This is a genomic window from Pseudomonas sp. LSJ-87 (assembly GCF_032971465.1).
Taxonomy (GTDB): domain Bacteria; phylum Pseudomonadota; class Gammaproteobacteria; order Pseudomonadales; family Pseudomonadaceae; genus Aquipseudomonas; species Aquipseudomonas putida_Z.
In genome coordinates, this window is sequence record NZ_JAWJYQ010000039.1 from 57135 (window position 1) to 71908 (window position 14774).

Sequence of the window (14774 nt, forward strand, 5' to 3'; positions counted from 1 at the left end):
GCTTTAGCGGTTGAACATGGTGTTGACGAAATTGGCCTTCGGCCGTGGCCGCACCGTGGCAGCCGGCATGGCGCCCGGCAGCGGCAGCTTGCCGACCAGCAGCGGCGTATCGATGATCGCCATGAACGCCTCCAGTGCCTCGTTGTCCGGCACCTGGGGCAGGCTCAGGCTGACGGCCTGGCGCTCGGTCTGCGGCACCAAGGGCACTTGCAACTGGGTAGAGTGATAAAGAAGGGCGTGCTGGATCTGCGTGCTGACGCGGCAGAAGCGCGCCAGGTCGACCCCGACATGGCTGGCCAGTTCGATATTGCCCAACAGCAGGTGGAAAGGCTGCAAGGCACTCAGCACCAGGCGCTGCAACTCCTCGAAGCTGTCCACTGGCGCTATCCGGTAGTAGCCCAGGCCGTTGAGCAGCCGCTCCAGTTGCAGGCGCTGGCAGGGGTGTGCGTCGGCGATGAGGATGCGCAGGGTCTTGTTGGCCATGGCGGGACCTGGGCAGTTGGGTAATGGGTAGGCTCCATGACCATACTGCGCCAGTAACGGCTGCTGCCAAGGCTACGCCTGGCAGGGGTCTTCTTTGATAGAAGTCGGGAAAACCGTGGAAATCAAGTGATCGACTGACGGAATTTTCATCTGCATTCAACCCGGCGATCAGGATTCCCACTCGCGCATGCGCACCCGGCAGTGCTTCATGGCATTGACGATGTGCTTCTCCACCAGGCTGCGGGAAATACCCAGGTGCTCGGCAATCTGCTGGTGTGACAGGCCTTCGAGCTTGCGCAGCAGGAAGCAGTCGCGGCAGACCTTGCTCAGCTCATCCAGCGCGCGCTGCATCAGTGCCAGGCGCTGGTCGAGCTGCATGTCGTGGGTCGGCGCCGGGGTATGCCAGCGCTCGTCGCTGTCCAGCACCTCCAGCGGCTCGGCCTGGCGTACCTGATGCCGCCGGTGGCGGTCGACCACCAGGTTGAGCGCGGTGCGGTAAAGGAAGGCGCGCGGGTGCTCGATGCGCTCGGCGTCGGTGCGCTCCAGCACCCGCAGGTAGGCATCGTGCGCCACGTCTTCGGCGGCCTGACGATTGCCCAGGCGCGCGGAAAGGAAGCCCACCAGTTCGCGATAGTAATGTTCCACGACGTTACCTGAGATCGTCCTGCCAGCCTATGCCAGAAAGCCCTTTCAGGCAGCAACGCGGGACCGAGTGATGTCAGCGTGCGATCTTACAAATTATAATTATTCTCAGCAACAAGGTGCATGGAGCAACACCGCCACCACCCCAAGTGTATGCGCCCGTCTGTGGGAGCGGCCTTGTGTCGCGAAAGGGCCGCAAAGCGGCCCCGGCAATCTGCAGTGATGCGAAGATCCTGGGGGCGCTTCGCACCCCTTTCGCGACACAAGGCCGCTCCTACACAGACCGCGCCAAACTCACTGCGCTAAATCCCCTTCTGCCGCTTTCGTCTATCTGGCACCCCCTCGGCTGGATGTCTGCATGAGACCTTTAACCAACACCCGTCGCCGGCTCCTGCTCAGCAGCCTGGGCCTGCTCGGCCTGGGCTGCCTGCTGGCCTGGAAGGCCCTGCCCTACGGCGCACAGCCGCTCAGCACGGTTGCAGTGACCCGCGCCGACATAGAAAGCAGCGTCACCGCACTGGGCACCCTGCAACCAAGGCGCTACGTGGACGTCGGTGCCCAGGCGTCGGGGCAGATCCACACCCTGCATGTGGAGGTTGGCGACACGGTGCGCAAAGGCCAGCTGCTGGTCGAGATCGACCCTTCGACCCAGCAGGCCCGGCTGGATGCCGGCCGCTACTCGATCGACAACCTCAAGGCCCAGCTGGCAGAACAACGCGCACAGTTCCAACTGGCCCGGCAGCAGCTCAAACGCCAACGGGACCTGGCCGCCGCCGGTGCCACCCGCGACGAGGACGTGCAAACGGCCGCCGCACAGCTGAAGGTCACCCAGGCGCGCATCGACATGTTCCAGGCGCAGATCCGCCAGGCCCAGGCCAGCCTGCGCAGCGACGAGGCCGAGCTGGGCTACACGCGCATCTACGCGCCGATGGACGGCACGGTAGTGGCGGTGGATGCCCGTGAGGGGCAAACCCTCAATGCCCAACAGCAAACCCCGTTGATCCTGCGCATCGCCAAGCTCTCGCCGATGACCGTGTGGGCCCAGGTGTCGGAGGCCGACATCGGCAAGGTCACCCCGGGCATGACCGCCTACTTCACCACCCTGGCCGGCGGCAAGCGCCGCTGGACCAGCACCGTGCGGCAAGTGCTGCCGATCCCGCCCAAGCCCCTGGAGCAGGCCAGCCAGGGTGGCGGCAGCCCGGCCAGCGTCAGCAATGGCAGTGCCGGCAGCCAGGTGGTGCAGTACAGCGTGCTGCTGGATGTCGACAACCCGGACGGCGCGCTGATGGCCGAGATGACCACGCAGGTGTTCTTTGTCGCAGGCAAAGCCAGCCAGGTGCTGACCGTACCACTGGCCGCGCTGGACGATGGCGATGGCCTGCGCCTGGCGCATGTGCTGACCCGCGACGGCAAGGTGGAACAGCGCCAGGTACGCACCGGCCTCAGCGACCGCCTGCGCGTGCAGGTGCTGGACGGCCTCAACGAAGGCGAACGCCTGGTGATCGGCGCCCCTGGCGTCAGCGGAGGTTGAATGAGCACACCCCTGATCGAGCTGGTCGACATCCGTAAATCCTACGGCGGCGTCGAAACGCCCAAGGTCGATATCCTCCATGGCATCAGCCTGCGCATCCATCCCGGCGAGTTCGTCGCCATCGTCGGCGCCTCCGGCTCCGGCAAGTCGACCTTGATGAATATCCTCGGCTGCCTCGACCGCCCCACTTCCGGCAGCTACCGCTTCGCCGGCAAGGATGTGGCCGAACTGGGCAGCGACGAACTGGCCTGGCTGCGCCGCGAGGCGTTCGGCTTCGTGTTCCAGGGCTACCACCTGATCCCCTCGGGCTCGGCCCAGGAAAACGTCGAAATGCCGGCCATCTATGCCGGCCTTGCCGCCAGCGAACGCCACGCCCGTGCCAGCGCCCTGCTCGACCGCCTGGGCCTGGCCAGCCGCACCGGCAACCGCCCGCACCAGTTGTCTGGCGGCCAGCAACAACGGGTGTCGATTGCCCGGGCGTTGATGAATGGCGGCCATATCATCCTCGCCGACGAACCCACCGGCGCCCTCGACAGCCACAGCGGCACCGAAGTGATGGCGTTGCTCGACGAGCTGGCCAGCCAGGGCCACGTGATCATCCTGATCACCCATGACCGCAACGTGGCGGCGCGGGCGCAGCGCGTGATCGAAATTCGCGACGGCCTGATCATCAGCGATTCAGCCGCCGAAAAGCCCACGGTCGACAACGGCCGCGGGCTGCAGGCCGACCAGCTGCGCCAGCGCCTGGACCGTGGCGCGACCTTGCACGGGGCGTGGAAAGGCGAATTGCTCGAAGCCCTGCAGGCGGCCTGGCGGGTGATGTGGGTCAACCGCTTCCGCACCGCCCTGACCTTGCTGGGCATCGTCATCGGCGTGGCCTCGGTGGTGGTGATGCTGGCAGTGGGCGAAGGCAGCAAGCGCCAGGTCATGGCGCAGATGGCAGCCTTCGGCTCGAACATCCTCTACCTGAACGGCAAGCCGGCGAGCCTGGGCGAGCAGGCCGGCACCATCACCCTCGACGATGTCGCCGCCATCGGCCAACTGCCGCAGGTCAAGCACGTGATGCCGGTGATCGGCGAAAAGATGATGGTGCGCCACGGCAACAACAGCCAGCGGTTCTATGTGGGCGGCAACAACACCGGGTTCCCCGAGATTTTCAACTGGCCGGCGGTGCAAGGCAGCTTCTACACCGATGCCGATGAAGCCAACGCTGCCGCGGTGGCGGTGATCGGCCAGAAAGTGCGGGAAAAGATGCTCGACCCTGGGCGCGACCCGCTGGGGCAGTACCTGCTGATCGGCAATGTGCCGTTCCAGGTGGTCGGCATCCTGGCCGGCAAGGGCGCCAGCTCTGGCGACCAGGACAGCGACGGGCGCATCGTGGTGCCCTACTCCGCCGCAGCCATCCGCCTGTTCGGCCAGCGCGACCCGGACTACATCGCCGTTGCCGCCCTGGACTCCACGCGGGTCAACGAGGCCGAAGCGGCTATCGACAAGCTGCTGCGCCAGCGCCACAACGGCCGCCAGGACTTCGAGCTGACCAATGACGCGGCGCTGATCCAGGCCGAGGCGCGCACGCAGAACAGCCTGTCGCTGATGCTGGGGGCGATCGCCGCGATCTCGCTGCTGGTGGGCGGCATCGGCGTGATGAACATCATGTTGATGACGGTGCGCGAGCGCACCCGTGAAATCGGCATCCGCATGGCCACTGGTGCGCGCCAGCGCGACATCCTGCGGCAATTCCTCAGCGAGGCGGTGATGCTGTCGATGGTCGGCGGCCTGGCCGGCATCGTCCTGGCCCTGGCCATCGGTGGCGGCCTGATGCTGGCCGAAGTGGCGGTGGCCTTTGCCCTGCCCGCCATGCTCGGCGCCTTCGCCTGCGCCGTCGTCACCGGCATCGTGTTCGGCTTCATGCCAGCGCGCAAGGCCGCCCGCCTCGACCCGGTCAAAGCCCTTACCAGCGAATAACCCATGACTCTGCCTAGCCGCATCAGCCTGTTGACCTTATGCGTATGCCTCGCCGCCTGCAGCACGCCGCCAACACCCGCCAGCGGCATCGCCGCGCCATCCGCCTGGCAAGGCGAGGCCGCATCACCCTCGGCCCAACTGCCAACGACACAGTGGTGGCAAGCCTTCGCCAGCAGCGAGCTCGACCGCCTGGTACAGCACGCCCTGCACAATGCCCATGACCTGGCTGCCGCCACGGCGCGGGTACGCCAGGCCCAGGCCCGCGCGGTCATTGCCGGCGCGCCGCTGTTGCCGGAGTTGAAGCTGGGCCTGGACGGCAGCCGCCAACGCCTGCTGCACGGTGACGGCTATGACCAGCTGGATGTCAGCCGCAGCGAACCCACCAGCACCTCGTTCGACATGCAGCTCAGCGCCAGCTACGAAATCGACTTCTGGGGCGGCCTGCGGGCGACCCGTGACAGCGCCCTGCGCAGCCTGGATGCCAGCCGCTTCGACCGCCAGACCGTGGCGCTGACCCTGGTCAGCGCGGTAGCCGACAGTTACCTGCAGGGCCTGGCTTTGCAGGAACAGTTGCGCATTGCCCGCCTCAACCTGCGCAATGCCCAGGACGTGCTGGGCCTGGTCGAGGCACGCCAGCGCAGCGGGTCCGCCACGCGCCTGGAACTGGCCCAGCAGCGCAGCCTGGTGGCCGCGCAGCAACGCCAGCTGCCGTTACTGGAACAGAGGTGGCAAGACAGCCGGGTCACCTTGGCTACCCTGCTCGGCGACCCGGTGCAGTCGCTACCCACCAGCCAGGACGCGATCAACACCCTGCAATGGCCCGCCATTGGCAGCGGCGTGCCCAGCGAGCTGCTCACCCGCCGCCCGGACATTGCCGCGGCGGAAGCACGGCTGGCCGCTGCCAGCGCCAACGTGCAGGTCGCCCGCGCCGCCATGCTGCCCAAGCTCACCCTCGGGGCCAACCTGGGAGCTGGCGCCAATACCTTTGCCCATTTGTTCGACAGCTCCTACTACACCCTCACCAGCGGCCTGGTCGCGCCGATCTTCAACAACGGCCGGCTGCGTGCCGCGCGTGAACTGGCCGAGGCTGAACAGATGGAGTTGCTGGAGACCTACCGCAGCAGCATCCTGGCCGCTTTTGCCGATGTCGAGAAAGCGCTCAATGCGATCCAGGGCGTGGACCGCCAGCGGCAGTGGCAGGATGAAGAGGTGGCGCAGGCGCGGCTGGCGTTCGACCTGGCGCAGCAGCGCTATGGCGCGGGAGCGGAGACACTGTTGAGCGTGCTGGAGACCCAGCGCACCTTGTATGTGGCGCAGGACCAGCAGGCACAACTGCGCCTGGCCCGGTTGCAGGGTAGCGTGGCGTTGTACAAGGCATTGGGGGGTGGCTGGGTGGTCAGCCAGTAGGGTCCGCCTGTACCGACTCTATCGCCGGCAAGCCAGCTCCCACAGGTACAGCGCATGTCTTGAACACGGCGCAGACCCTGTGGGAGCTGGCTTGCCGGCGATAGGGCCGGTACAGGCAGCGACTAGTTCCGCACCTTCAGGTTGCGCGCATACCACGGCCGCTGCGGTACCTTGGGCCGCAGCTTGTCGAGCAGGTCTTCATCGCTGTAGATGATGCGCAAGGCCAGTTTCATGGTCTCCGGGTCCATCTCTACACTGCGCCCGGGCCGCAAACCCGGCACCGTCGAGCAGCCATGGGTATCCGGCCCCAGCCACGGGTCGGCCACCTCCACCCAGCGCCCTGGCGCAAACCATGGCACGCCATTGACTTCCAGGCGCCGTACCTCGCCCGGGTGCAGCCGCTCATGGGCGTGGAACCAGTCCTCGATGCGGTCGTCGATCCAGCCATGAAAGTGCCAGAACACCGGGTTCACATGGGATGAAAACGGGTCACCGAGAAAATCGTTCTGTTCGGCGAACCAGCGTTCGGCAAAATCATCCGGCGTGCGCGCCGTCGGCACCGGCATGCCGTTGGAGGGGTCGCGCGGCACCGATGCCCAGCGCATGTGCAGCCAGTCGTGCAGGCCCAGCTCCACTTCCGAACCGAACTGGCCCAGGGTCAAGGTGCTCAGGTACTCCGGGTCAGTGTAGCGTGACTCCCAGACCAGGAAGTTGCCATGGAAGGTATCCGGCGTCTTGATGTCGCGCACCCACTGGGTGTAATCCGCATCACCGCTGGCCAGCCAGGTGGGCGGCAGGGCATTGCCGTCATGGTTGTCGAAGTAGCGGGCGAATCCGGCCCGGTCGCGCTCCAGTTCCGGCTGCGGCAGCGGGAAGCGCGTCCATGACGGCAGGTCCTGCAAGGCACGCGCCCTGCCAAGCATGTGCCGGTGCATGAAGAAAAAGTCTTCGCCCGAGCCGTTGCGGTCCTTGTGCCGGCCCCGCGCGTCACGCTCGCGATCACGGGGCCCGGGCTGCCAGCCCAGGCCACGCAGGGCGCCCTGCTTGTCCTTGCCCAGTTTGTGCCATTTGTCCCGCGACGAGTGCCACAGCTGGTGGAACAGGCGATGCTCCGGGGCGGTCAGCCAGGCCAGCAGTTGCGGGTTCAGCGGGATACGCTCGCGCGCCTCGGGGAAGGTGCGCTTCAAGGCCAGGAACTGGTTGTCCTCCACGGGCAATGTCAGCGCGCGGTCCAGGCGTGCAATGCGCCCGTTGAGGGTGGCCGGCCCGGCGTTGCCGAAGCGGCCCCAGACCTCGTCGAGCACGATATGGCATTCATAGCGGGCCTGGGCCGAAAACAGGCGCCAGCGCAGGGTGCCCGGCTTGTCCGCCAACAGGTCGCCTACCACGCGGTAGCGCGGTTCCTCCTGCCCTCGCAGGCGATCGGGGGTATCCAGGTAGCCGCGCAGGGCACGCCCGCTGGTTGCCACATCCAGGAACAGCTCCAGTTCACCCGTGGGCAGGCCGTCCAGCCCCGCATCCTTGCCCTGCAAGGTCCAGCGCCAGATGCCGCGCAGGGTATCGCCCAACTGCTGCAGGCGGGTATCGGCCAACTCGACGACGGCCTCGCCAGGGGTTTCCGGGAATTCCTCGGCGGCACGCTGGCGCTGCACATACAGCGCCCCCAGCGCACCGGGCACCACCACACCCGTCAATGCCACACCGGCGATGAAACCGCGTCGGGAAATCGTCATTGCATACCTGTGCATTCATTGCGGCCATGGAGCACGGCCCGTCCAAGGCTAGAACGTTGCACGGCAGGCGAAATTTAGCGGCGCTCCGTATGCATCCGGGGCTGCTGCGCAGCCCAATCGCCGGCAAGCCGGCTCCCACAGGGATTGCACATGGCTTGAGGCCAATGCGCTCGAGGTGGGAGCTGGCTTGCCGGCGATTGGGCCGCATGGCGGCCCCCGACAGGCGCTAAATTTCTCGGGTGCGAGCTCGTTCACTGCAGGTAGCGGCGGCCTCTGTGCCCATCCCTCGACGGTGAACCTACTGAGACCAAGATGACGACTCCACGCTGGAAGAAAGCCCTGTTTATCAGCCTGGCCGCGGCGGTTGCCGCTGGCGCCGGGTTTGCCGCCTGGCATTACTTCGCCACACCCGCCGGCTATTCCAGGGAGGTGACCCGCCAGGCCAACGACCTGCAGGAACGCATCATCTCGTTCGACAGCCATGTCACCCTGCCGCTGACCTTCGGCACCGAAGGCAGCGAGGCCGACAAGGATGGCGGCGGCCGCTTCGACCTGGCCAAGGCCGCACGCGGGCGTTTGTCTGGCGCGGCCCTGACCATCTTCGCCTGGCCAGAGTCCTGGACCGGTGACGGTAGCCCGCACCGCCCTACCCCAGGCTTCGTGGAAGCCGCCCGCCACACCCAGGAGGTGCGCTACAACGCCATCACCGCCATGGTCCGCGACTTCCCGCAGCAGGTGGGTATTGCCTATACCCCGCAAGACATGCGGCGCCTGCACGGCGAAGGCAAGTTCGCGGTGTTCCTCAGCATGCTCAACGCCTATGCGCTGGGCGATGACGTCGACCAGCTCGACCGTTGGGCCGCGCGCGGCGTGCGCATGTTCGGCTTCAGCTACGTGGGCAACAACAGTTGGGCCGACTCTTCGCGCCCGCTGCCGTTCTTCAATGACACCGCCGATGCCCTGGACGGCCTGTCGCCGCTCGGCAAGCGCGCCGTGAAGCGGCTGAACGACCTGGGCGTGATCATCGATGTGTCGCAAATGTCCAGCAAGGCGCTGGCCCAGGCCGTTGCCCTCAGTCGCGCGCCGGTGGTGGCCTCGCACTCGGCGCCACGGGCGATGGTCGACATCAGGCGCAACCTCTCCGACAAGGAGCTGCAGCTGATCAAGGACAGCGGCGGCGTGGTCCAGCTGGTGGCCTTCTCCACCTACCTCAAGCCCTTGAGCAGCAAGACCCAGGACAAACTCAACGCCCTGCGCGCCCGCTACGACCTGCCGCCACTGGCCAACCTCGACTACGCACTGATGCCCGGTGACCCGGTGATCGCCGGCTGGCCCGAGCAGAAGGTCGGCCAGTACGCCAACGCGCTGTACGGCATTCTCGAGGAGGAACCGCCGGCCACGCTCAAGGACTATGGCGACGCCATTGACTACACCGTGCGCAAGGTCGGCATCGACCATGTCGGCCTGAGTTCGGACTTCAACGAAGGCGGCGGCATCGACGGTTGGCAGAACGCCAGTGAAGCACGCAACGTCACCGCCGAACTGATCAGCCGCGGCTACTCCGAAGCGGATATCGCCAAGCTCTGGGGCGGCAACTTCCTGCGGGTGTGGGAGCAGGTGCAGCGCGCCGCGCAACCTGTCGCCACCTCATCCCCCTGACCCTTGCGAGCCAATTGATGAACGATCGTCGCACCTTTCTCAAACAGGCCGGCCTGCTTGCGGCCGCCCTGCCCCTCACAAGCCCACTGCTGCCTGACGCCCGAGCGGCGGCTGCGCAGCCTGCCACCGCCAGCGACTGGGCCGGGTTTCGCAACCTGTTCGAGCTGGACCCGGCGTACGCGCACTTTGCCAACTTCCTGATCACCTCGCACCCACGGCCCGTGCGCGAAGCCATCGAGGCGCTGCGTGCCCGCTTCGACCGCCACCCGGCCCGCATGGTCGACTGGGACAGCCAGTCGGAATGGAAGCACGAAGCCGCCGTGCGTGAATGGGCGGCCCGCTACCTCGAAGTGACGCCCCGGCAAATCGCCCTGACCGGCAGCACCACCGAAGGCCTGGGGCTGATCTATGGCGGGCTGAAGATTGCCCCGGGGCAGGAAATTCTCACCACCGTGCACGAGCATTCGGCCGCCCGCCATACCATGGGCTTTCGCAACAAGCGCGATGGCACACCGGTGCACCGGTTGCGCCTGTTCGACGACCCCGCCAAGGTCAACAGCGACCAGGTACTGGCCACCATCGCGTCGGCCATCGGGCCGAAAACACGGGTACTGGGCATGACCTGGGTGCACTCGGGCAGTGGCGTGAAACTGCCCGTGGGCGAGATCGGCGCGCTGGTGCGCGAGGTCAATCGCCAGCGTGACGAGCAGGACCAGATCATCTACGTGATCGACGGTGTGCATGGCTTCGGCGTCGAAGACATGCGCTTTGCCGATCTCAACTGCGACTACTTCATCGCCGGCACGCACAAGTGGATGTTCGGGCCGCGGGGTACCGGGATCATCTGCGCGGCGTCCACCGAACTGAAGCAGCTGAACCCGACCATTGCCACGTTTTCCGAGAACGAGGATTTTGCCACGGTGATGACGCCCGGGGGTTACCACGCGTTCGAGCACCGCTGGGCATTGGGCAAGGCGTTCGAGCTGCACCTGCAGTTGGGCAAGGCGGCGGTGCAGGCGCGGATTCATGGGCTTAATGGCTATCTCAGGCAGCGGCTTGAGGCGCTGCCGGGGGTCGAGTTGGTGACACCGCGCAGCACGCAGTATTCGGCGGGGTTCACCTTCTTCCGGGTCACGGGGCAGGATGCTGACGAGGTGGCCCGGTATCTCAACAGCCAGCGCATCGTGGTCGATGCGGTTTCGCGGGATGTCGGGCCGGTGGTGCGGACGGCGCCTGGGCTGTTGAATACCGAGGCGGAGATCGAGCGATTGGTCGATGTGTTGAAGAAGCACCTTCGCGGGTGAGGCCCTGGGGCCGCTGTGCGGCCCATCGCGACACAAGGCCGCTCCCACATGGTTCGGTGGGCGCAGTGCTTTTGTGGGAGCGGCCTTGTGTCGCGAAAGGGGCGCAACGCGCCCCCGGCGAGCTCAAGTCAGGACTGGCCGCCGACCCGCTTCAACCACTCCCCGACATCCCGGTAAATCCCCTCCACCTGCCCCACGATCCCCGACATGCGCAAGAAGTCATGGGTCAACCCCTCCACCCGGGCAAAGGTCACCGCCGTCCCACCCGCCACCAGCCAGTCACGATAGGCCATGCCCTCATCATGCAACGGGTCATACTCGGCCACGAACAGGCAAGCCGGCGCCAATGGCTCGCACAGCGTCGACAGCAACGGCGACACCCGCCAGTCCAGGCGCTGCTCGCACTGCGGCGCATAGTGCTGGTAGAACCACTCCAGGGTAGGCGTCTCCAGCAGGTACCCCTCGGCATGCTCGCGATGGGACTCACGCCAGCAGGAGATATCGGTCACCGGGTAGAACAGCAACTGTGCCAGCGGCTTGAACGCCAGTGCCTCGGGCTGCTCCACCGCCGTAATGGCCAGCACCGCCGCCAGGCTGGCGCCCACACTGTCCCCTGCCAGCACTACCCGGCGGTTGTCCAGGCCCAGCGACGCCGCCTGCTCAGCCAGCCAGTTGGCGACGTCCAGCACATCGTGCAGGGCTTTCGGGAACTGCTGCTCCGGTGCCAGCCGGTAGTCCGCCGCCAGCACCGCGAACTCGCCCAGGGCCGCCAGGCGACGGCACACCGAGTCATGCGAATCGAGGCTGCCGACCACATAGCCGCCGCCATGCAGGTACAGGATCACTGGCTGCAAGGCAGCACCAGCATCGCCCTGGCGGTACAGACGAGCAGCCAGGCGGGCACCATCGCGCGCGGTAACCTGCAACTCGCTGGCCGTGACGTTGCCGGGCGGGCTCGGGTCGAGTACCTGCGAGCTGCCTTCGAACTCGGCACGGGCCTGGGCCACGTCCATCGCGTGCATGGGCAGGCTCCTGCCCGTCAGCCGGCCAAATTCGACCAGTTCCAGAAATGCCGCCAGATCAGGGTGCAGTGCCATGTGGGTTCCTTGGGTGAACAATGTGACTCGAGCCTCCCTACGGGACGTAGCAGCACACCGAAAAATTACCCGCCCACACGGCTAAATCGTTGGTGCAGGCACTCGTTATCCCAGCACAACGAAAGACCGCCAGAGGCATACCGTGGACCTTCAGAGCATCCTCAGCAAACTGTTCGCCAACGCCCATGCCGTCGGCATCGAAGGCGTTTTCCAGTTCGTCTTCGGCCAGGACCGGGCCTTCTGGTCGGAGGTGCGCGACAGCAGCCGCACCGGTGCCGGCCGGCACAGCGCCCCGGACGTCACCATCGAAGTGGCCGAGCGTGACTTCCTCGGCATCATGGGCGGCACCGCCAACGTCGAAGAACTGTTCGCCAGCGCCCGCCTGAAGATCAGCGGCAACATGGGTTTGGCCACCCTGCTGCCGCAGATCATCAGCAACGCCCGGCGCGGCGCGCCGGCGACCAAGGTGTCGATGAACCAACGCTACCCGACACCGGCACGCCTCAGCGAACGGGTGTCGGCCGCGCAACCGGTGCAGCGCGAGGTGACACGCATTGCCCGCGCCGACATGCCGCTGGCGCGCTTCCAGGGCGAATACCTGGCGCACGGTACGCCGGTGGTCATCAGCGATGCCCTGCAGGACTGGCCGCTGTTCACCATGGGCCGCGAAGCTTCGCTGGAGCATTTCGCCGAACTGCAGGGCATCACCCGGCACGGCGATTACGTGAAGAAGACCTTCTCCACCGACCGCGACTTCCGTTCCACTTCCATGGCCGACTTCATCGCCTCGCTGGACACCCCTGCCAAACCCGGCGAAACCCCGGCCTACATGGGCAACAACATCGTGCCGGAAAAGCTGCTGACGCTGATTCGCTACCCGCAGTACTTCGCCCGCGAGAAGTTCATTGCGCCGCGCATCTGGATCGGCCCCAAGGGCACACTGACGCCACTGCACCGCGACGACACCGACAACCTGTTCGCACAGGTATGGGGGCAGAAGTCGTTCATCCTTGCCGCGCCGCACCATCGCCCGGCCCTGGGCACCTGGTCGACCAGCCCCAAGGGCGGCCTGGACGGCTGCGACTTCAACCCCGACGCCCCGGACTACCAGCGCTTCCCGGCGGCGCGCGAGGTGCCGTTCCTGCGCGTGGTGCTGCAGGCCGGTGACCTGTTGTTTCTGCCTGAAGGGTGGTTCCACCAGGTGGAGTCTGTGACCACCTCGCTGTCGGTGAACTTCTGGGTGAATTCCGGGCGCGGTTGGTAGCCGGGATTAGCAGGGGGCGCTTTGCGCCCCTATCGCCGGCAAGCCAGCTCCCACAGGGACTGCGCCGACCGGAAGACTTGCGCTGTACCTGTGGGAGCCGGCTTGCCGGCGATAGGGACTGCGCCGACCGGAAGGCTTGCGCTGTACCTGTGGGAGCTGGCTTGCCGGCGATAGGGCCGCGCAGCGGCCCCGGCAATCGATCAGACCGCCGCGATCAACGCCTCGGCAAAGCGCTGCGCGACCTCATCGATCTGCTCGCCACTGATGATCAACGGCGGCAGGAAGCGCACCACCGCCCCATGCCGCCCACCGAGTTCCAGGATCAGCCCGCGCTTGAGGCACTCGCGCTGCACCTTCGCCGCCAATTCACGGTTGGCCGCCGGATGCCCAAGCGCATCCCGCTGGCCTTGCGGGTCCACCAGTTCCACCCCAAGCATCAGGCCACGCCCGCGAATATCACCCAACTGCGGATAATCCCGCTGCAACTGCTGCAGGTGCTGGCGCAGGCGCTGGCCCATGGCCTCGGCATGCTCTGCCAGGCGATGCTCGACCAGGTAATCGATCACCGCCGAACCCGCCGCCATGGCCATCTGGTTACCACGGAAAGTGCCGGCGTGGGCGCCCGGCTTCCAGGTGTCCAGCCAGTCGCGGTACACCACCACCGCCAGCGGCAGGCTGCCGCCGATGGCCTTGGACAAGGTGACCACGTCCGGGATGATGCCGGCATGCTCGAAGGCGAACATGCGCCCGGTACGGGCGAAACCGCTCTGGATCTCATCGACGATCAACGCCACGCCGGCCTGCTCGGTGATACGGCGTACACCCTTGAGCCACTCGATATCGGCCGGAATCACCCCGCCCTCGCCCTGCACCACCTCGAGGATCACCGCCGCCGGCAGCGGCACGCCGCTTTCCGGGTCGAGCAGCAGGGTTTCCAGGTAATGCAGGTTGGCCCTGACCCCGGCTTCGCCGCCCAAGCCGAACGGGCAACGGTAGTCGTAGGGGTACGGCATGAACTGCACACCGTTGCCGAGCAAGGCACCCAGCGGCTGCTTCGGCCCATGGCTGCCCATCAGGCTCAGCGCACCCTGGCTCATGCCATGATAGGCGCCATGGAAGGCCAGCACGGTGCTGCGGCCGGTGGCGCTGCGCACCAGTTTCAGCGCTGCTTCCACTGCATCGGTACCGGTCGGGCCGCAGAACTGGACCTTGGCCTCACGGCGCAACGCCTCGGGCAGCACGCCGAACAGGTCCTGGACGAAGCGGTCCTTGACCGGCGTGGTCAGGTCCAGGGTGTGCAACGGCAGCTCATCGGCCAGTACCCGCTGGATCGCCTCGACCACCACCGGGTGGTTGTGGCCCAGCGCCAGGGTGCCGGCGCCGGCCAGGCAGTCGATGAACTGGCGGCCTTCGACATCCTCCACATGGATGCCACGGGCGCGCTTGAGTGCCAGCGGGATGCGGCGCGGGTAGCTGCGGGCGTTGGACTCCTGTTGCTGCTGGCGTTGCAGCAAGGGGGAATCGGTGAACTCGTACAAGGCACGCGGCGCGCTGGCCGGCGGGACCTGGGCAAGGCAGGAAGCGGTGGACATGGGTGAATCCTCGCAAGCAAGCGAAAGTGCGGGTGTTCGTCGCTTGAAAAACGCTTGAGTGCGGGGAGGATTTAGCGGTTGCTGTGGGATTTTTGAA

General features: G+C 66.4%; 11 protein-coding genes. 6 read left to right on the plus strand and 5 right to left on the minus strand.

Going from position 1 to position 14774, the window contains the following annotated elements; translation table 11 throughout:
- Positions 1-3: 3 nt before the first annotated feature.
- Positions 4-483 (minus strand): histidine kinase, encoded by a 480-nt coding sequence (locus RYH74_RS20720; RefSeq protein WP_075045851.1) that lies wholly within the window; start codon positions 481-483, stop codon positions 4-6.
- Between the two features lie 168 nt (positions 484-651).
- Positions 652-1128: a sigma-70 family RNA polymerase sigma factor gene (locus RYH74_RS20725; protein WP_025339983.1), complete on the minus strand. Its 477-nt coding sequence runs from the start codon at positions 1126-1128 to the stop codon at positions 652-654.
- Positions 1129-1483: 355 nt separating this feature from the next.
- On the opposite strand from RYH74_RS20725, the gene RYH74_RS20730 reads away from it, so the two are divergent.
- Genes RYH74_RS20730 through RYH74_RS20740 form a run of 3 tightly spaced genes read left to right on the plus strand, consistent with a single transcriptional unit; the run spans position 1484 to position 6028 of the window.
- Entirely contained in the window at positions 1484-2656 is a 1173-nt protein-coding gene (locus RYH74_RS20730) for an efflux RND transporter periplasmic adaptor subunit (protein ID WP_137164467.1), read from the plus strand.
- Positions 2657-4621 carry a MacB family efflux pump subunit gene (locus RYH74_RS20735; RefSeq protein ID WP_317410053.1) on the plus strand — a complete coding sequence of 655 codons (1965 nt, stop codon included), beginning with the start codon at positions 2657-2659 and terminating at the stop codon, positions 4619-4621.
- A gap of 3 nt (positions 4622-4624) precedes the next feature.
- The gene (locus RYH74_RS20740; protein WP_317410054.1) at positions 4625-6028 is read left to right on the plus strand and encodes an efflux transporter outer membrane subunit; all 1404 of its coding nucleotides are present in this window, start codon (positions 4625-4627) and stop codon (positions 6026-6028) included.
- Between the two features lie 122 nt (positions 6029-6150).
- Here RYH74_RS20740 and RYH74_RS20745 read toward each other — a convergent pair whose 3' ends face one another.
- Positions 6151-7761, minus strand: a complete 1611-nt coding sequence (locus tag RYH74_RS20745; RefSeq protein WP_317410055.1) for a PvdJ/PvdD/PvdP-like protein — start codon at positions 7759-7761, stop codon at positions 6151-6153.
- 312 nt (positions 7762-8073) lie between these two features.
- Here RYH74_RS20745 and pvdM point away from each other — a divergent pair, with 312 nt between their 5' ends.
- On the plus strand, positions 8074-9420 hold the full coding sequence (gene pvdM, locus RYH74_RS20750) for a pyoverdine-tailoring dipeptidase-like protein PvdM (protein ID WP_317410056.1): 1347 nt from the start codon (positions 8074-8076) through the stop codon (positions 9418-9420).
- A gap of 17 nt (positions 9421-9437) precedes the next feature.
- Positions 9438-10724, plus strand: coding sequence for an aminotransferase class V-fold PLP-dependent enzyme (locus RYH74_RS20755; protein WP_317410057.1), 1287 nt, complete (start codon positions 9438-9440; stop codon positions 10722-10724).
- Between the two features lie 128 nt (positions 10725-10852).
- Here the strand turns inward: RYH74_RS20755 and RYH74_RS20760 are convergent, their stop codons facing one another.
- A complete protein-coding gene (locus RYH74_RS20760) occupies positions 10853-11821 on the minus strand; it encodes an alpha/beta hydrolase (RefSeq protein ID WP_317410058.1) in 969 nt (322 codons plus the stop codon).
- 142 nt (positions 11822-11963) lie between these two features.
- Here RYH74_RS20760 and RYH74_RS20765 point away from each other — a divergent pair, with 142 nt between their 5' ends.
- Positions 11964-13085, plus strand: coding sequence for a cupin-like domain-containing protein (locus tag RYH74_RS20765; RefSeq protein ID WP_317410059.1), 1122 nt, complete (start codon positions 11964-11966; stop codon positions 13083-13085).
- Positions 13086-13285: 200 nt separating this feature from the next.
- Here the strand turns inward: RYH74_RS20765 and RYH74_RS20770 are convergent, their stop codons facing one another.
- Positions 13286-14677 carry an aspartate aminotransferase family protein gene (locus tag RYH74_RS20770; protein ID WP_075045860.1) on the minus strand — a complete coding sequence of 464 codons (1392 nt, stop codon included), beginning with the start codon at positions 14675-14677 and terminating at the stop codon, positions 13286-13288.
- Positions 14678-14774: the final 97 nt, after the last annotated feature.

Excerpts from the sequence above, each read along its gene's own strand:
- RYH74_RS20720 (WP_075045851.1), bottom strand. The coding sequence starts at position 483 with ATGGCCAACAAGACCCTGCGCATCCTCATCGCCGACGCACACCCCTGC.
- RYH74_RS20730 (WP_137164467.1), top strand. The coding sequence starts at position 1,484 with ATGAGACCTTTAACCAACACCCGTCGCCGGCTCCTGCTCAGCAGCCTG.
- RYH74_RS20735 (WP_317410053.1), top strand. The coding sequence starts at position 2,657 with ATGAGCACACCCCTGATCGAGCTGGTCGACATCCGTAAATCCTACGGC.
- RYH74_RS20740 (WP_317410054.1), top strand. The coding sequence starts at position 4,625 with ATGACTCTGCCTAGCCGCATCAGCCTGTTGACCTTATGCGTATGCCTC.
- RYH74_RS20745 (WP_317410055.1), bottom strand. The coding sequence starts at position 7,761 with ATGACGATTTCCCGACGCGGTTTCATCGCCGGTGTGGCATTGACGGGT.
- pvdM (WP_317410056.1), top strand. The coding sequence starts at position 8,074 with ATGACGACTCCACGCTGGAAGAAAGCCCTGTTTATCAGCCTGGCCGCG.
- RYH74_RS20755 (WP_317410057.1), top strand. The coding sequence starts at position 9,438 with ATGAACGATCGTCGCACCTTTCTCAAACAGGCCGGCCTGCTTGCGGCC.
- RYH74_RS20760 (WP_317410058.1), bottom strand. The coding sequence starts at position 11,821 with ATGGCACTGCACCCTGATCTGGCGGCATTTCTGGAACTGGTCGAATTT.
- RYH74_RS20770 (WP_075045860.1), bottom strand. The coding sequence starts at position 14,677 with ATGTCCACCGCTTCCTGCCTTGCCCAGGTCCCGCCGGCCAGCGCGCCG.